Origin of the sequence: Micromonospora sp. NPDC051925 (assembly GCF_044548625.1) — a bacterium.
Classification (GTDB): Bacteria; Actinomycetota; Actinomycetes; order Mycobacteriales; family Micromonosporaceae; genus Micromonospora.
Window position 1 is genome coordinate 152,744 of the sequence record NZ_JBIUCH010000012.1, and the last position, 16,422, is coordinate 169,165.

At 74.3% G+C, this 16,422-nt stretch carries 15 protein-coding genes; 12 read left to right on the top strand and 3 right to left on the bottom strand.

The genetic code is table 11. The features are described 5' to 3' along the window. Window positions 1-99 precede the first annotated feature (99 nt). Window positions 100-732: a uracil phosphoribosyltransferase gene (gene upp, locus ACIG87_RS18255; RefSeq protein ID WP_396851705.1), complete on the bottom strand. Its 633-nt coding sequence runs from the start codon at window positions 730-732 to the stop codon at window positions 100-102. 169 nt (window positions 733-901) lie between these two features. Between upp and deoC the strand changes: the two genes are divergently transcribed. The 10 genes from deoC to ACIG87_RS18305 all read left to right on the top strand — a co-directional run bounded on the left by deoC (window position 902) and on the right by ACIG87_RS18305 (window position 11,298). After that, window positions 902-1,909, top strand: coding sequence for a deoxyribose-phosphate aldolase (gene deoC / locus ACIG87_RS18260; RefSeq protein ID WP_396851707.1), 1,008 nt, complete (start codon window positions 902-904; stop codon window positions 1,907-1,909). Between the two features lie 5 nt (window positions 1,910-1,914). Further along, on the top strand, window positions 1,915-3,354 hold the full coding sequence (locus ACIG87_RS18265) for an aldehyde dehydrogenase family protein (protein WP_396851831.1): 1,440 nt from the start codon (window positions 1,915-1,917) through the stop codon (window positions 3,352-3,354). Continuing rightward, window positions 3,347-4,186 (top strand): aldehyde dehydrogenase family protein, encoded by an 840-nt coding sequence (locus ACIG87_RS18270; protein ID WP_396851709.1) that lies wholly within the window; start codon window positions 3,347-3,349, stop codon window positions 4,184-4,186. The genes ACIG87_RS18265 and ACIG87_RS18270 overlap by 8 nt, the downstream gene beginning before the upstream one ends. A gap of 175 nt (window positions 4,187-4,361) precedes the next feature. Next, window positions 4,362-4,793, top strand: coding sequence for a BlaI/MecI/CopY family transcriptional regulator (locus ACIG87_RS18275; RefSeq protein ID WP_396851710.1), 432 nt, complete (start codon window positions 4,362-4,364; stop codon window positions 4,791-4,793). 10 nt (window positions 4,794-4,803) lie between these two features. Then, entirely contained in the window at window positions 4,804-5,709 is a 906-nt protein-coding gene (locus ACIG87_RS18280) for a M56 family metallopeptidase (RefSeq protein ID WP_396851712.1), read from the top strand. 170 nt (window positions 5,710-5,879) lie between these two features. Next, the gene (locus ACIG87_RS18285) at window positions 5,880-6,200 is read left to right on the top strand and encodes a cytochrome ubiquinol oxidase subunit I (protein ID WP_396851713.1); all 321 of its coding nucleotides are present in this window, start codon (window positions 5,880-5,882) and stop codon (window positions 6,198-6,200) included. Window positions 6,201-6,241: 41 nt separating this feature from the next. Then, the gene (locus tag ACIG87_RS18290; protein ID WP_396851714.1) at window positions 6,242-6,760 is read left to right on the top strand and encodes a cytochrome d ubiquinol oxidase subunit II; all 519 of its coding nucleotides are present in this window, start codon (window positions 6,242-6,244) and stop codon (window positions 6,758-6,760) included. Next, window positions 6,757-8,502 (top strand): thiol reductant ABC exporter subunit CydD, encoded by a 1,746-nt coding sequence (gene cydD, locus ACIG87_RS18295; protein ID WP_396851715.1) that lies wholly within the window; start codon window positions 6,757-6,759, stop codon window positions 8,500-8,502. Before ACIG87_RS18290 ends, cydD begins: the two co-directional genes overlap by 4 nt. After that, complete coding sequence (gene cydC / locus ACIG87_RS18300; RefSeq protein ID WP_396851716.1) at window positions 8,499-10,307, top strand: thiol reductant ABC exporter subunit CydC; 1,809 nt, start codon at window positions 8,499-8,501, stop codon at window positions 10,305-10,307. Before cydD ends, cydC begins: the two co-directional genes overlap by 4 nt. Before the next feature lie 322 nt (window positions 10,308-10,629). Further along, window positions 10,630-11,298 carry a permease prefix domain 1-containing protein gene (locus ACIG87_RS18305; RefSeq protein ID WP_396851717.1) on the top strand — a complete coding sequence of 223 codons (669 nt, stop codon included), beginning with the start codon at window positions 10,630-10,632 and terminating at the stop codon, window positions 11,296-11,298. 97 nt (window positions 11,299-11,395) lie between these two features. On the opposite strand, the gene ACIG87_RS18310 is transcribed toward ACIG87_RS18305, so the two are convergent. Next, entirely contained in the window at window positions 11,396-11,737 is a 342-nt protein-coding gene (locus tag ACIG87_RS18310; RefSeq protein ID WP_396851719.1) for a PadR family transcriptional regulator, read from the bottom strand. A 141-nt stretch (window positions 11,738-11,878) separates the two neighbouring features. Here ACIG87_RS18310 and ACIG87_RS18315 point away from each other — a divergent pair, with 141 nt between their 5' ends. Next, on the top strand, window positions 11,879-12,874 hold the full coding sequence (locus tag ACIG87_RS18315; protein WP_396851720.1) for a DNA primase: 996 nt from the start codon (window positions 11,879-11,881) through the stop codon (window positions 12,872-12,874). A gap of 41 nt (window positions 12,875-12,915) precedes the next feature. Next, the gene (locus ACIG87_RS18320) at window positions 12,916-15,558 is read left to right on the top strand and encodes a transposase (protein ID WP_396851721.1); all 2,643 of its coding nucleotides are present in this window, start codon (window positions 12,916-12,918) and stop codon (window positions 15,556-15,558) included. Between the two features lie 269 nt (window positions 15,559-15,827). On the opposite strand, the gene ACIG87_RS18325 is transcribed toward ACIG87_RS18320, so the two are convergent. Then, the gene (locus tag ACIG87_RS18325) at window positions 15,828-16,421 is read right to left on the bottom strand and encodes an ATP/GTP-binding protein (RefSeq protein ID WP_088643912.1); all 594 of its coding nucleotides are present in this window, start codon (window positions 16,419-16,421) and stop codon (window positions 15,828-15,830) included. Window position 16,422: the final 1 nt, after the last annotated feature.

Genomic DNA, 16,422 nt, shown 5'->3' on the forward strand with positions numbered 1-16,422 from the left:
CGAGACGGTAGCGCCTGAGCGCATCCCGCGCGCCCCAACTCGCCCGGTGGGCGGGAACCCCCGCCGCGCCTCCGACGGTCGACCGCATTCTCTCGCAGGTCAGAAGCGGGGCATGCCGCCGAACTGGCGGTCACCGGCGTCGCCGAGGCCCGGCACGATGAACATGTTGTCGTTCAGCTCCCGGTCGATCGAGGCGGTGACCAGGCGCAGCGGCAGGCCGGACCGCTCCAGCCGGGCGATGCCGACCGGCGCGGCCAGCACGCAGAGCACGGTGATGTCGGTGCAGCCCCGGTCCGCGAGCAGCCGGCAGCAGTGCTCCAGCGAACCGCCGGTGGCCAGCATCGGGTCGAGCACCAGCACCGGCAGGCCGGCCAGGTCGCGGGGCAGCGATTCCATGTACGCGCGTGGCTCGTACGTGTCCTCGTCGCGGGCCAGGCCGACGAAACCCATCGACGACTCGGGCAGCAGCCCGAGCGCCGCGTCGGCCATCCCGAGGCCGGCCCGCAGCACCGGGACCAGCAGCGGCGGGTTCGCCAACCGGGTGCCCTCGGCCGCGGTGACCGGGGTCTGCACCGGGTACTTCTCGACGGGGAAGGTGCGCGCGGCCTCGTACACCAGCATGGTGGTGAGTTCGTGCAGCGCGGCCCGGAACGACGACGAGTCGGTCCGGGCGTCCCGCATGGCGGTCAGCCGCGACTGGGCGAGCGGGTGGTCAATGACGTGTACGTCCACGATCGCTCAACCTACCGGTCCATGCCCGCCGGCCGTACGGGTGCGGGGCGACCGGCGACCTCGCTCACCGCGCGACGGTGCCGTAGGGGCGGCCGGACCACGTCGACCAGGTCGACCCCGGTCATTGTGATCAAGATCACCCGACTCGCGGCTGCGTAGTATTCGGGGCATGACGGCGACAACGACGTCGGCCCGGTCGGACCTCACCGAACTGGGACGATCCGAGACCGCGTTGCGGACCTTCCTACACGGCCTGCCGGGCGTGGACCAGGTCGGCGCGGAGCAGCGGGTGGCCCAGCTCGGCACCCGATCGATCAAGACCACCGCCAAGGCCCAGGCCATCGACCTGGCCATCCGGATGGTCGACCTGACCACCCTCGAAGGGGCCGACACCCCGGGCAAGGTCCGGGCTCTGGCCGCCAAGGCGCTGCGCCCGGACCCGGCCGACCCGACCTGCCCGCACGTCGGCGCGGTCTGCGTCTACCCGGCGATGGTGCCGTACGTGGCCGAGGTGCTGCGCGGGGCCGGGCGGCCATCCGGCGGACCGGAGCGGGGTGCGCCCGCCGGTGCCGGCATCGTGCACCTGGCCAGCGTGGCGACCGCCTTCCCGTCCGGGCAGGCGCCGCTTGCGGTCAAGCTGGCGGACACCCGGGCGGCCGTCGCCGCCGGTGCCGACGAGATCGACATGGTGATCAACCGGGGCGCTTTCCTGGCCGGGCGCTACGCCGAGGTCTACGACGAGATCGTGGCCACCAAGGAAGCGTGCGGGGACGCCCACCTGAAGGTGATCCTGGAGACCGGCGAGCTGGCCACCTACGACAACGTCCGGCGGGCCTCCTGGCTGGCCATGCTGGCCGGCGGGGACTTCATCAAGACCTCCACCGGCAAGGTCCCGGTCGCCGCCACCCTGCCGGTGACCCTGGTGATGCTGGAGGCGGTGCGCGACTTCCGCGCCGCCACCGGGCGCCAGGTCGGCGTGAAGCCGGCCGGCGGGATCAAGAACACCAAGGACGCGATCAAGTACCTGGTGCTGGTCAACGAGACCGTCGGCGGCGACTGGCTGGACCCGGACTGGTTCCGGTTCGGCGCGTCCAGCCTGCTCAACGACCTGCTCATGCAGCGCACCAAGCTGACGACCGGCACCTACTCCGGTCCCGACTACTTCACCCTGGACTGAGCATGATGTTCGAATACGCCCCTGCGCCAGAATCGCGCGCGATCGTCGACATCAGGTCGTCCTACGGTCTGTTCGTCGACGGCGAGTTCGTCGACGGCGAGTTCGTCGACGGCGAGAATCTCGACAAGACGGTCAACCCGGCCACCGAGGAGGTGCTCGCCGAGGTCACCTGGGCCGGCGCGCAGGACGTCGACCGCGCGGTCCGGGCCGCCCGGAAGGCGTACCAGAAGGTCTGGGGTCCGATGCCGGGCCGGGACCGGGCCAAGTACCTGTACCGGATCGCCCGGCTCGTCCAGGAACGCTCCCGCGAGCTGGCCGTGCTGGAGTCGCTGGACAACGGCAAGCCGATCCGGGAGTCCCGGGACGTCGACCTGCCGCTGGTCGCCGCGCACTTCTTCTACTACGCGGGCTGGGCCGACAAGCTCCCGCACGCGGGGTTCGGGGCCGACCCGCAGCCGCTCGGGGTGGCCGCCCAGGTCATCCCGTGGAACTTCCCGCTGCTCATGCTGGCCTGGAAGGTCGCCCCGGCGCTCGCCGCCGGCAACACGGTGGTGCTCAAGCCCGCCGAGACCACCCCGCTGACCGCGCTGCTGTTCGCCGAGATCTGCCAGCAGGCCGACCTGCCGGCCGGCGTGGTCAACATCGTCACCGGCGCCGGTGACACCGGCCGGGCGCTGGTCGAGCACCCCGGCGTGGACAAGGTCGCCTTCACCGGCTCCACCGAGGTCGGCCGGGCCATCGCCCGGTCCGTGGCCGGCACCGGCAAGAAGGTCACCCTGGAGTTGGGCGGCAAGGCCGCCAACATCGTCTACGACGACGCGCCGATCGACCAGGCGGTCGAGGGCATCGTCAACGGCATCTTCTTCAACCAGGGCCACGTCTGCTGCGCCGGCTCCCGGCTGCTGGTCCAGGAGAACGTCGCCGAACAGGTCCTCGACTCGCTCAAGCGGCGGATGGCCCGGCTGCGGGTCGGCGATCCGCTGGACAAGAACACCGACGTCGGGGCGATCAACTCGGCCGCCCAGCTGGCCCGCATCCGGGAGCTGTCCGACGCCGGGGCGGCCGAGGGCGCCGAGCGCTGGTCGCCGCCGTGCGAGCTGCCCGACCGGGGGTTCTGGTTCGCGCCGACCATCTTCACCGGGGTCACCCAGGCCCACCGGGTCGCCCGCGAGGAGATCTTCGGCCCGGTGCTGTCCGTGCTGACCTTCCGCACCCCGGCCGAGGCCGTGGAGAAGGCCAACAACACGCCGTACGGGCTGTCCGCCGGGATCTGGACCGACAAGGGCTCCCGCATCCTGTGGACGGCCGACCGGCTACGCGCCGGAGTGGTCTGGGCCAACACGTTCAACAAGTTCGACCCGACCTCGCCGTTCGGCGGCTACAAGGAGTCGGGCTACGGTCGCGAGGGCGGCCGGCACGGGCTGGAGGGCTACCTCAATGTCTGAGCGGGTCGCGGTACGCAAGACGTACAAGCTCTTCATCGGCGGGAAGTTCCCGCGCAGCGAGTCGGGACGGTCGTATCTCGTGCAAAGCGGCAGCGGCGAGGCAGTGAACGTGTCCCTTGCTTCGCGGAAGGACGCGCGGGACGCCGTCGTCGCCGCCCGCGCCGCCGTCAAGGGGTGGGCCGGGGCGACCGCGTACAACCGGGGTCAGATCCTCTACCGGGTGGCCGAGATGCTGGAGGGCCGCCGCGAGCAGTTCGTGGCGCTCGGCGTCCCCGGCGACGAGGTGGACGCGGCGATCGACCGCTGGGTCTGGTACGCCGGCTGGGCCGACAAGCTCGCCCAGGTGTACGGCGGCGCGAACCCGGTCGCCGGGCCCTACTTCAACCTGTCCGCGCCGGAGCCGACCGGGGTGGTGGCCGTGGTGGCCCCCGACTCCCCGGCGCTGCTCGGCCTGGTCAGCGTGATCGCCCCGGCCATCGTCACCGGCAACACGGTGGTGGTGGCGTCCTCCCCGTCCGCGCCGCTGGCGGCGGTGACCCTGGCCGAGGTGCTGGCCACCTCCGACCTGCCCGGCGGGGTGGTCAACATCCTCACCGGCGCGATCACCGAGACCGCGCCGACGCTCGCCGCGCACCTGGACGTCAACGCGATCGACCTGAGCGGGGTGACCGGCACCGACCTCGCCACCGATCTGGAGGCCAGGGCGGCGGAGAACCTGAAGCGGGTGCTCCGGCCCACCCCGGCCGACCACGACTGGACGGGCGATCCGGGGCTCGGCCGGATGACGCCTCTGCTGGAGACCAAGACGGTCTGGCACCCCAAGGGGGTGTGAGTCGGTGGTCCCGGCCGGGGGTTTCCGGGGCAGCCCGCCCACTCCGGGCGGTCAGGCTTGATCCCTGCGTGGGCGGGCTGCCCCAGAAACCCTGAGCTCGGCCGGGTTCGCGTGGGGGTTGTTCTCCAGTGTCCCGCCCTGGGAGGGGTTCTACTACGGGGGGTAGGATTGGCGGGTGACTCGGTTGGGCGATCTTGAGCGGGCGGTGATGGACGTGCTGTGGGACGGGGTCCCGGGCACGTCGGACGGAATGACCGTGCGCGAGGTCGCCGAGGCGCTGGACGGGCGCGAACTGGCGTACACGACGGTGATGACGGTGTTGGACCGGCTCGCCGGCAAGGGCATGGTGCAGCGGGAGCGGGAGGGGCGGGCCTGGCGTTACCGGGCCGCCGCCAGCCGTGAGGCGCACATCGCCCAGCTCATGCTCGACGCCCTCGACCTCGGCGGCAGCCGGGACGCCGCGCTGGTGCGCTTCGCCCGCTCGGTGACCGGCACCGAGGCCGACGTGCTGCGGGCGGCGCTCGGCGCCGAGGCCGGGCTGACCGACCGGGCCGAGGGCCCGAGGGCCGGCCGGGCCAGGTTCGCCGACGAGGCGACGGACCGGTAGGGCGACCACCGTGGCGTACGCCGTGCACTTCGCCGCGTCGATCCTGGCCTGCTGGCTGACCGCGCAGGTCCTGGCCGGCTCCACCTGGACGTGGCGGGCCCCCCGGGTCGCGATCGTCTGCTGGCAGGCGGTCGGACTGGCCCTCGGCCTGTCCGCGATGGGCCTGCCGATGGCGCTCGGGCTGACCGCGTACGACCGGCCGACCGGCGGCGCGCTGCTGGCGCTCGCCGACGACCTCGGCCACGGCACCCTCCCGGCCGGGGTGGACGCCGTCCACCTGGGGCTGGTGGGGGTCGGCTTCGGCATCGGCGCGGTGCTGCTCGCCACGACGGTGCGCAGCGTGTACTCCGCCGTCCGGGCCCAGCGTCGGCACCGGGACCTGCTCACCCTGGTGGCCCGACGGGATCCGACGATCCCCGGCGCGCTGGTGCTCGACCACCCCAGCGCCGCCGCGTACTGCCTGCCCGGGGTGCGGCCCCGGGTGGTGGTCAGCGCCGGCACCCTCAGCCTGCTGGACCGGGCCGAGTTGGCGGCGGTGCTCACCCACGAGCGGGCGCACGCCCGGGAGCGGCACGACCTGGTGCTGCTGCCGTTCACCGCGTTGTGCCGGGCGCTGCCGTGGTTCGGGTGGGTCCGCGCCGCGCACGAGCGGGTGGCCCTGCTGGTCGAGATGCGGGCCGACGACAAGGCCCGCGCACTGCACGCCGAGGCGCCGCTGGCGGGCGCGTTGCGGCGCTTCGCCGCCTGCGGCGACCGGGTCACCCCGGCCGGCACGCTCGGCGTGGGCGACCGCGACCTCGACGTCCGGGTGCAGCGGCTGCTGGTGGCCGACCGGCCGCCCCGGTTGCTGGGAGCCGCCGCGCTGGCGGTGACGACCACCCTGGCCGCCCTGCCGATCTCCCTCTTCCTGAGCTGACCGGCCCCGCAGCAACGCACCGCCCGCCCTACGGCGTCCACCTGGAGCCGCCACCCCGACGGGCGGCGGCGACACCGGTTCGCACCACCTCCGGGAAACCGGGCATCAATAGGTAGGCTAGCTATGTGTAGGCTTGCTACCCCAAGCGAGCCCACCCCTGGAGAGCGGTCATGGACACCCTGCTCCTCGCGCGCCTACAGTTCGCCACCACCACCTCGATCCACTTCCTCTTCGTGGCGGTCACCCTCGGCCTGGTCACCCTGCTGGTCGGCATGCAGACGACATGGCTGCTCACCGGGAACCCGAAGTGGAAACGGCTGACCCGGTTCTGGGGCCAGCTCTACGTGATCAACTACGTGCTCGGCATCGCCAGCGGCATCGTGATGGAGTTCCAGTTCGGGCTGAACTGGAGCGGCCTGTCGCGCTACGTCGGCAACGTCTTCGGGGCCCCGCTGGCGATCGAGTCGCTGACGGCCACGTCGCCGGGCTGACCCACCTGGCGACCCCGTTCGTCGCCGCCACCGGCCTCGCGATGATCGCCCTGGTCGCGGCGCACGGTGCGACCTTCCTCACCCTGCGACTGCCGGCCGCCGACGCCCCGACGACCGGCCGCCTGGCCCGCCGGCTGGTCGTCGGGGCGCTCGCCGCGGTCACCACCGCCACCGCGTTGGGCCTGCTCTCCGACCGGGTACGCGCGGCGACCCGCCAGCCGCTACCCGCCGTACTGCTGGTGGTGGTGCTGGTCGGGGCGCTGCTGGCGGCCCGCGCGGCGCTCGGGAGGGGCCGGCCCGGGGTGGCTCTCGCCGCCACCGGCGCGGCGCTCGCGCTGCCGGTGGCCCTGGTCGGCGCGGCGCTCTGGCCGGCCGTGCTGGTCTCCACGGTCGACCCGGCGGCCACCCTGGACGTCGCCGACGCGGCGGCCAGCGGCCCGACGCTGCGGCTACTGGGCTGGCTGGCGCTGCCGCTCCTGCCGGCCCTACTAGGCTTCCAGGCAATGTGCTGGTGGGTGTTCCGGGGACGGACCGACGGCAGGGCACCGGTGTACTGGTGAACCGCCGTCCCTTCGACCCGCGTCTGCTGCGCCGGGTCCCCGCGGCCCGGCGCGACCTCGCCGTGCTCGCGGTCCTCGGCGGGCTCACCGCGCTGCTGGTCGTCGCGCAGGCCACCGCACTGGCCACGGTGCTGGCCACCGGCATCCACGGCCGGTTGGACACCGTCGCGCTGGCCGGCTTCGTCGTCGCCGTCGGCGCGCGGGCCCTGGTCTCCTGGGGGCAGGGCACCGTGGCGGCGCGGGCCGCCGCCATCGTGAAGGCGACGCTCCGCGCCGACCTGCTCACCGCCGTCGGCCGGCACGGGCCCGGCTGGGTCGCCGGTCAGCGGGCCGGTCAGCTCGCCACCCTCACCGGGCGCGGCCTCGACGCGCTGGACGCCTACTTCACCGGCTACCTTCCCCAGCTCGTGCTCAGCGTCACCGTGCCGGCGGCCGTGCTGGCCCGGCTGGTCTTCGCCGACTGGAGTTCGGCGCTGATCATCGTGCTGACCATCCCGCTGATCCCGGTCTTCGGCGCGTTGCTCGGCTGGCAGGCCCAGGCCGCCACCGAACGGCAGTGGCGGCGGCTGTCGATGCTCGGCGGGCACTTCCTCGACATGGTCGCCGGGCTGCCCACCCTGCGCGCGTTCGGGCGGGCGCGGGCACAGACCGAGGTGGTCCGCCGGATGGCCGACGGGCACCGGGTCGCCACCATGAAGACCCTGCGGATCGCCTTCCTCTCCGCGCTGGTGCTGGAGCTGGTCGCCACCCTGTCGGTGGCGCTGGTCGCGGTGCCGGTCGGCATCCGGTTGCTGGACGGCGGCATCACCCTCGCCACCGCGCTCCTGGTGCTGCTGCTCACCCCGGAGGCGTACCTGCCACTGCGGGCCGCCGGCAGCCGGTTCCACGCCAGCATGGAGGGGCTCACCGCGCTGGACGAGGCGCTGACCGTCTCCGCCGCGCCCGCCGGCGTGCCAGCCGCCGGCGTGCCAGCCGTCGGCGTGCCAGCCGGTTCGGCCACCGTCGGGTCGACCGGCGCGGCGTCGGCCGGCACGCGCGCACCGACCCCGTCCGGTGCCGGCGAGATCCGGTTCTCCCACGTCACCGTCGAGTACGAGCGGACCACCGCCCTGCGGGACGTCACACTCACCGTCCGACCCGGCGAACGGATCGCCGTCGTCGGGCCGAGCGGCGCCGGCAAGAGCACCCTGCTCGGCCTGCTGCTCGGCTTCGTCACGCCGACCGCCGGCCGGGTCACCGTGGCCGGGGTCGACCTGGCCGACGTCGACCTCGACGACTGGCGTCGGCAGATCGCCTGGGTGCCGCAGCGCGCCCACCTGTTCGCCGCCACGCTGGCCGACAACATCCGGCTCGGCACGCCCGACACCCCGGACGCCGCCCTGGCCGGCGCGGTCACCGACGCCGCGCTGGACGAGGTCGTGACGGCCCTGCCCGACGGGCTGGGCACCCTGCTCGGCGAGCGCGGCCACGGGCTGTCCAGCGGGCAACGGCAGCGGGTCGCCCTAGCCCGCGCATTCCTCCGGGACGCCCCACTGGTGCTGCTCGACGAGCCGACCGCCCGGCTGGACACGGCGAGCGAGACGATCGTCCTGGACGCCACCCGGCGGCTGGTGGCCGGTCGTACCGCCCTGCTGGTGGCCCACCGGCCGGCGCTGCTGGCGGACGCCGACCGGGTGCTGCACGTCGCCGCCGGCCGGGTGACCGAGCTGACCCCGACACCGGCCGGGGAGGCCAGCCGATGAACGCCGGACCAGTCTCTCCCGAGCGGGCGGTGTTGCGGCTCGCCCGGCCGTACCTGGGCCGGCTGGTCGGGGCCGGGCTGCTCGCCTCGGCCACCGAGTTCGCCGGACTGGCCCTGATGGCCACCGCCACCTGGCTGCTGATGAGCGCCGCTGGCCAGCCACCGCTGGACCGGCTCACCGTCGCCATCGTCGCCGTCCGGGCGCTGGCCATCAGCCGGGGCGTGCTGCGCTACACCGAACGACTCGCCGGCCACGACGCCGTGCTCCGCATGATCACCGACGTCCGCGCCCGGGTCTTCGCCACCCTCGCCGCCCGGCCCGGCCCGGCCGGCCAGCGCACCGGCGACGCCCTGAGCCGGCTGGTCTCCGACGTCGAGGCGGTCCAGGACCTGCTGTTGCGGGTGCTCGTACCGGGGGCGGCGGCGGCGCTGGTCGGGGTGCTGGCCGTCGGTGGGGCCGCGCTGATCTCGCTGCCCTCGGCCGGGGTGCTCGCGGTCGGGCTGCTGGTCGCCGGGGTGGCGCTGCCGGTGCTGGCCACCGCGCTGACCCGACGCGCCGCCGACGAGGTGGCGCCGCTGCGCGGGGCGCTCGCCACCGACGCGGTCGACCTCATCCACGGTGCCGCCGACCTGGCCGCCTTCGGGGCCACCGGCCAGGCGTTGCGGGCCGCGACCCGCCGGGCCGACCGGCTGGCCCGGCTGGAACGCCGGCTCGCCGCGACCGGTTTCGCGGTGGACGCGGCCGGGGTGCTGGTGGCCGGGCTGACCGCCGCCGGGGTGGTGCTCGCCGCGCTCCGCGCCGACGTGGCCGGGGTGCTGGTGGGCGTGCTCGCCGTCGGCACCCTCGCCGCGGTGGAGATCGCGCTGGCGCTGGTCGGCGCGGCGCGGCAACGGACCCAACTCCGCGCCGGCCTGGCCCGGGTCGCCGCCCTGCTCGACATGCCGGCCACCGCGGAGCCCACCACCGCCGCAGGGTCCGAGAGCCCTGCGGCCGGGAGCGACCTCGTGCGGCCTGCGGCGGGTGCCCCGGTGACCGCGGTGGCGGCGCACGACGTGCGGTTCGACGGGGTCGTCGTCCGGTACCGGGAGGGTGCCGCGCCCGCCCTGGCCGGGGTCGACCTCGACCTGCCCGCCGGACGTCGGATCGCCGTCGTCGGGCCGAGCGGTGCCGGCAAGAGCACCCTGGCCGCCGTGCTGACCGGAGCGGTACGACCAACTGCCGGTCGGGTCACCCTGGCTGGCCGGGACGTGTCGGCGTACCCGCCCGAGGAACTGCCCCGGGCGATCGGCGGGCTACTCGCCGAGGCGTACGTCTTCCATGCCTCGGTACGGGAGAACCTGCTGCTCGGCCGGCCGCACGCGGACGAGACGGAACTGGCCGACGCGACCCGCGCCGCCGGCCTGCTGGACTGGGTGCACGACCAGCCGGACGGTTGGGACACCCTGGTCGGCGAGGAGGGCGGCCAGTTGTCCGGTGGGCAGCGGCAGCGACTCGCGCTGGCTCGGGCGCTGCTCGCCGCCCCCGGCGTGCTGGTGCTGGACGAACCGACCGAGGGTCTCGACCCGGCCGCCGCCGACGCGGTGCTCGCCGGGGCGTTGGCGGCCACCCCCGTCGGGCACTCGGTGCTGCTGATCAGCCACCGGCTCAGCGGCCTGGCCGGCCTGGACGAGGTCGTGGTGCTGGACGCCGGCCGGGTGGTCCAGCGCGGACGGCACGCCGACCTGGTAGCCGCTCCCGGCTGGTACCGGGACCAGTGGCTGCTCCAGGAGGCCGCCGAGCGCGGATATCTGGCCCTGGCACCCTGAGCGCCCGGCCGTCTCCCCTCGCGCCCGGAGCCACCCGGCGGTCTCCCCTGGCACCCTGAGCCGCCCGGTGGTCTCCCCCTGATGCCCCGAGGCTGCCCGGTGGTCTCCCACGGCGACCTGAGCCGACGGGTATCCCGTCTGGCGATTCGGGCCGGATCGGGGCCACGGGCCCGAGTCGCATCCCGCGACCGGGTCGGCGCGGCCCGGTCGGCGCGGCCCGGTCGGCGCGGCCCGGTCGGCGCGGCCCGGTCGGCGCGGCCCGAGTCCGGGTTCCGGGAATCTCCCCGACGCGCGGGTGCCCCCGACGTGGCAGGGTGGTGCCATGCGCGCCTGCGACGGGGTAGAGATCGACGAGCGGCTGCGGGATCTGGCGTCCCGGCTGCACGGCCCGGCGCGGCTGAAGACCGACCTGATCCGCGAGGTACGGGACGCGTTGGACGACGCCGCCGAGGCGTACCGGGACGGCGGGCTACCCGTGCGGGAGGCCGAGCGGCGGGCGGTGGCCGACTTCGGTGCCCCGGCCGAGCTGGCCCCGGCGTACCAGGCGGAGTTGGCCGGCGGGGCGCTGCGCGGGCTGTCCCGACGGGCGTTGGTGATCGCCGTGGTGTTGACCGTCGGCGGCGACCTGACCTGGCAGGGGTCGAGCTGGAGCGGCGGGCCGCCCCCACCGGCCGGCTATCAGCTGCTCGCCGGGTCGATGAACGGGATCTGGCTGACTGTGGCGGGGCTGGCGCTGGCTGCCCTGCTGTTCGGGCGCTGGGCGGCCCGCCGGGGAGGTTCCGTCCCGTCGGTGGGTCGGCTGCTCGGGCTGGGGCTGGCCGGCACCCTGGTCCTCGGCGCGGTCGCCGGAGTGGCGCTCTTCGCCTGGTCGGTCGAGCTGTGGGACGCCGCCCTGACCTGGCCGCCGATGATCGTCGGTGCGGTGCTGGCCGGCGCCGCCCACTTCTCACTCCTGCGGGCCACCCGCTCCTGGCTGGTCGCCGCCCGCTGACGGACCGGCGCGAGACCGACCGGCTCATGATCGTCTACGGTTGGGCGTGCGGTCTGCCGGCGTGTCGGGTCGGTGGAATGGAGACGATCCTGGTGGATCAGGCCGGCGCGGAGGGCGGGCCCGATTGATCGAGGAAACGCCCGACGGTGGCACTGAACTCGCGCCAACCGGTCCGCTCGCCGGTCAGGGCCGCCCGGCCGGAGTCGGTGAGCCGGTACGTACGCCGCTCCCGGCCGTTGACCGTGCTCCAGGAGCTGGCCACGTGACCGGCCCGCTCCAGCCGACGCAACGCCGGATAGATGGTGCCGGTCGGCAGATCGAGCCGGCCGTCGCTGCGGGCGCGCAGCGCCTCGATGACGGCGTAGCCGTGCAGTTCGCCCTGCTCGAGCACGGCCAGGAGCAGGGCGTCGAGGTGGCCGTGCAGCGCCTGAGCCTTCATACGTAGTTACGCTACTTGTCCGCCACCCGGACCGCCAGCGGAGCACGGATTCCGACCGCCTGCGGGGTGCGGGGTCAGCCGATGCCGGGACGCCCATTAGGGTATGTGCCCAGAGTCACTCGGCAGCCGCAGCGTCGCCGAGTGGGCAACCCGACGCACACGGAGGTCAGCGTGGCCCGCCAGTCGCCCCAACGGCCCGACGCCGACGAACCCGAGCTCGGCGACACCGACGGGCCGACCGGGCCCGACGTGGAGCCCGGCACGGCCGACCGCTCGCTCTGGGACGAGCTGAGCATCGACCCGGTCGAGATCGCCCTGCCCGCCGGCACCGGTTTCACGCTCCGGGCGTACCGGGCGGCGCGCGAGCTGACCCCGACGGACGTCGCCGAGCGCGACGAGGACGACCCCTTCCTGGCCCGCCGTCAGGTCGTCGAGACCGAGGACGACGAGGAGGTGGTGATCCTTGACGAGGAGTTCGCCGCCCTCTCGGCCGAGGACGAGGACGAGGCCGACCGGAAGGACGAGGCCGACGGCAAGCGTGCCGACCGCAAGGACAGCACCGACACCGCCGATGCCGACACCGACGACGCGGACGCCGACGCCGACGCCGACACCGACGACGCTGATGCCGACGAGGACGAGGACGGCGACGAGGAGGTGCCGGTCTTCCTGAGCCACAAGGGCCGGCTGCTGCTGTTCAAGACGCCCGAGTCGCTGGTCAGCTTCATCCGGTCCGGCGCGCCCAACGACCTTGCCCAGCTGGACGGTTGGAATGAACTGGCCGAACGGGTGGAGGCGGCCGACATCGCCCCTCGTGACGAGGACACCTACGAGCTCGACCTGGTCGTGGAGAACCTCCGCGGCGGGCACGACACGTGGGATCCCACCCTCCTGATCGAGGCCGGCGAGGTGGCCCGTGACCTGTCGTACGCGCTGCGGCTGCCAGCCGTGCTGGACATGCTCTCGGCAGGCTCCAGCCTGGACGACCTCGACGAGGCCCTGCGCGCTTCTGTCAACGGCGGAGTCGGTGGTTTTCTCGGCCGTAGGCGGCTGAAGAAAATCGGTGCCCAGACCGCAAGCTTGGGTTGGCGCACCATTGTCGGCAAGATCTCTGCCGTCGTGGACTGGCGCGACTGACTCCGAGCGGGGAGCATCATTGGCTGGCAGAGAATAGACCTGTGTCCCGGGAGGAGGACGACGCTGTGGCGCTCGTGCGCGTGTACTGCGGTCTGGCCTCGGCAGATCCGGCCGACCGACCGGCCTCGGCCAGTTCGACGCTGACGTCCGCCGTGGTCGACGACGCAGGCCGTCTGCTTCATGTCTTCGAGATCAGCGACGACGCGGCGGGCTACGCCCAGTTGGTCACGCTGCTCGTGGAGCGGTCGGGCGGGCCGAGTGGCGTGGCGATCGCAGCCGACAGCGACGACCACGCGGTCACCTCACTGCTGAGCGCCGCCGGCCGTCCACTGGCGATCGCCGACGACGACTCGGTCGACGACTTCGCCGAACGGTTCGCCGACGACGACTCCCTGGAGGAGATGCAGTCCGCGCCGGACGAGCGGCGGGCGGTGGGCCTGGCCCGCGCCCTCCAAGCCGGCGCGCTCTCCGCGGTCACCCTGCCGGCCTCCCGGGATCTGGCCGGCTTCAAGCAGGTCCTCGCCGCACACGCCGCCCTGTCCAGCGGTCGACACTCCGCCGCCGTGGCGCTACGCGAGGTCCTCCGCGAGCTCTACCCGGCCGCCCTGCGGGCGTACCCGGACCCGGCCGAGCCGGTGGCGTTGGCCGTCCTCGACGCGCTGCCCGAGCCGAACATGCTCGCCGGCACGTCGGCGCGGGGCCGCAACATGTCGGTGGCGGCCGAGGCGGTTGTCGCGCACCTCGCCACTGACGGGGTGGCCGAGGCCGGGGAGATCGAGGCGGCGGTCACCGCGTTGCGGGTGGCCATCTCCGAGACTCCCCGCCGGGCCACCGTCAACCGGGCGCTCACCTCCGCCGTCGCCGAGACCGTCCGGCAGTCGGTCGCCGCGGTACGCGCCTGTGACGCCGGCTGCGAGGCCCTGGTGAACGCGCTCAGCACCCGGGTCAGCGCCCCGAGTCCGCTGCCCGGCCGCCGGGCCGCCGCCCGCCGGGGTGAGCAGGTCGGCGAGCTGACCGGCCTCAGCGGCACCGGCCCTGGCCTGCGGCCGGTCCGGCCAGCCGAACCGGCACCGCCGGTCCCGACCGGCCGCCGTAGCCGTCCCGAGCCGGTCCCCGGCGGCGCGATGCCGGCCGCACCCCGACCGCTCGGCCCGCCGCCGGTGGCCCCCGCCCCGATCACCCCACCACCGGTGGCCCCCCAGCCGGTGACCCCGGCTGCCGCGTCCGGCCTGCCGACCTCGGCGCCGCCCACGCGTACCGACTCCGGGATGCCGCCGGTCCGGCATGGATCGGACGCACCGACGACGATGATCCCGCCGATCCGGCGCGGGGTGGACGCACCGACGAACCGGCCCGTCTCGGCCCCACCGCCGCCGCCTCCGGGAATCACTCCGATCGCCCCGGCGCAGCGCGGCAACGTGCCACCCGCCGAGGCCGGTGAGCCGTTCCGGCCGACGCTGACCACCGCCGCGATCAACAACGCCCGTGCCGAGCGGCAGCGCACCGTGATCCCGCCCCGGCCGAAGACCACCGGCGCGCTCTCGACGCCCACCGGTGGATTCAGCGCGACCGACCTGAACGTCCCGGTGCCGGTCCCCCGCCCCGAGCCGGAGCCCACCGCCCCGCCGGGTTCGCGGGCGAACTGGCCGCTGGTCAACAACCCCGAAGACCCATCCGACAGCTCCGCCGACAACCCGGTGGTGCCGGCGTACGGTGAGCGGGCCGGCCGATCGGCTGACACCCCCGCCGACCCGGGTACCGGACGCCGGGTCACCCCGCCCTGGCTCGCCGACGACCTGCCCCAGGAGCCGCCGATGTTGCGGCTGGTGGAGCCGCCGCCGCTGGCCGACCGGGCGTTGCGGGACGGGACGGGCCCCTCCGCCGACCCCCACCTGGACACTCCGCCGCTGCGGTTGGTGGACCGGGAGGAAGCCGGCCGTCCCGGGCGGCCCACCCGAAGCGACCGTCCGGAACGCCTCGACCGGGCAGAGCGCCCCGACCGGGGGGAACATCTGGACCGTCCCACCCGGGCCGAACGTCCCACGCGCCTCGACCGGCCGGAGCGCCTCGACCGCCCCGAACGGCCGGAGCGCCTCGACCGCCCCGAAAGGCTTGAGCGGCCCGAACGCCTCGACCGCCCCGAGCGGGTCGAGCGGTCGGCGCGCAGCGAGCGAGCGAGTCTGGAACGTCGACCTGAGCCGGTCGAACGCCGTCCCGCGCCGATGGAGCACCGGCCGCCGCCGGTCTCCGACGAGGGCGACGGTGACCTGCTGATCTTTGCCCAGGCCAAGTCGGCGTGGTTCGTCGGGCACAGCGACGAGACCGACCTGGAGTGGTCGTCCACCGCTGACACCGGTTGGCAGGCTGCCGAGAAGGTGGCCAGTCCGGCGGTCGGCGCGGAGACCTCGGCCGGGCTGCCCAAGCGGGTTCCCCAGGCCAACCTGGTTCCCGGTTCCCCGCTGCGCGAGGAGCGTCCGTTGCGGATCGTCCGGGACGCGGCGAGCCTCGCCGAGAACACCACCGGTTACTTCCGTGGTTGGCGTCGCGGGCAGGAGATCGGCGGCTTCGCGGTCGGCGGTCGGCCGGGACGCGAGGCGGCCGGTGGCTGGGACTTCACCCGGGATCCGACCGAGCGGGACGACGACCGGGAGTACGAGTTCCGCTCTGCCGGCTACCGGTCCTGAGAACCTGACGGCCTGCCGGGCCCACGCGGTGCGTCCAGCCTGTCTGGGCGGCACCGCGGCAACCCGGCAGCTCCCTCTCAAGCGTCGACCAGGACGCCGCCACGCCCAACTCCCGGGCCCGCACGGAGCTGAGCTGGGCGCGTCGTCGCACGGGCACGCAGGGCTAGGCGCGTCGTCGCACGGGGCACGCAGGTGGTCGACGGGCTGAGGGCTGACGCGCGGACGCGCCCGGTCACGGCCGGAGCCGCCACCGGGCGCGTCGGAGTCGGTCAGGCCGGGGCGACCGCGCGCGAACGACGCATGGTCAGCACGTACTCGACCAGCGAGATCAGCACGTGCTTGGTCGACTCCCGGTTACGGGCGTCGCAGGCGACCACCGGCACGTCGGTCGAGATCGCCAGCGCGTCCCGGACGTCCTGCGGGTCGTGGTACTGCATCCCGTCGAAGCAGTTGATGGCCACCAGGTACGGCAGCCGCCGGTGCTCGAAGAAGTCGATCGCCGCGAAGCAGTCGGCCAACCGGCGGGTGTCGACCAGGACCACGGCACCGATCGCACCCCGGACCAGTTCGTCCCACATGAACCAGAACCGCGTCTGACCGGGCGTACCGAACAGGTACAGGATCAGATCCCGGTCGATCGAGATACGGCCGAAGTCCATCGCCACCGTGGTTGTCGTCTTGCCCGGCACCTGCCGGGTGTCGTCGACGCCCACGCCGGCGGAGGTCATGATGGCCTCGGTGGTCAGCGGCGTGATCTCCGAGACCGAACCGACCAGCGTTGTCTTGCCGACGCCGAACCCACCGGCGATAACGATCTTCGCCGACGTCACGCGCCCGTTCGGGGCAGGCGGTCGCTGCGACATG

Bases quoted from the DNA above. Each gene is read 5' to 3' on its own strand.
- ACIG87_RS18305 (WP_396851717.1), top strand. From the start codon at position 10,630: ATGCGCGCCTGCGACGGGGTAGAGATCGACGAGCGGCTGCGGGATCTG.
- ACIG87_RS18265 (WP_396851831.1), top strand. From the start codon at position 1,915: ATGTTCGAATACGCCCCTGCGCCAGAATCGCGCGCGATCGTCGACATC.
- deoC (WP_396851707.1), top strand. From the start codon at position 902: ATGACGGCGACAACGACGTCGGCCCGGTCGGACCTCACCGAACTGGGA.
- cydC (WP_396851716.1), top strand. From the start codon at position 8,499: ATGAACGCCGGACCAGTCTCTCCCGAGCGGGCGGTGTTGCGGCTCGCC.
- ACIG87_RS18310 (WP_396851719.1), bottom strand. From the start codon at position 11,737: ATGAAGGCTCAGGCGCTGCACGGCCACCTCGACGCCCTGCTCCTGGCC.
- ACIG87_RS18325 (WP_088643912.1), bottom strand. From the start codon at position 16,421: ATGTCGCAGCGACCGCCTGCCCCGAACGGGCGCGTGACGTCGGCGAAG.
- ACIG87_RS18285 (WP_396851713.1), top strand. From the start codon at position 5,880: ATGGACACCCTGCTCCTCGCGCGCCTACAGTTCGCCACCACCACCTCG.
- ACIG87_RS18270 (WP_396851709.1), top strand. From the start codon at position 3,347: ATGTCTGAGCGGGTCGCGGTACGCAAGACGTACAAGCTCTTCATCGGC.
- ACIG87_RS18290 (WP_396851714.1), top strand. From the start codon at position 6,242: ATGATCGCCCTGGTCGCGGCGCACGGTGCGACCTTCCTCACCCTGCGA.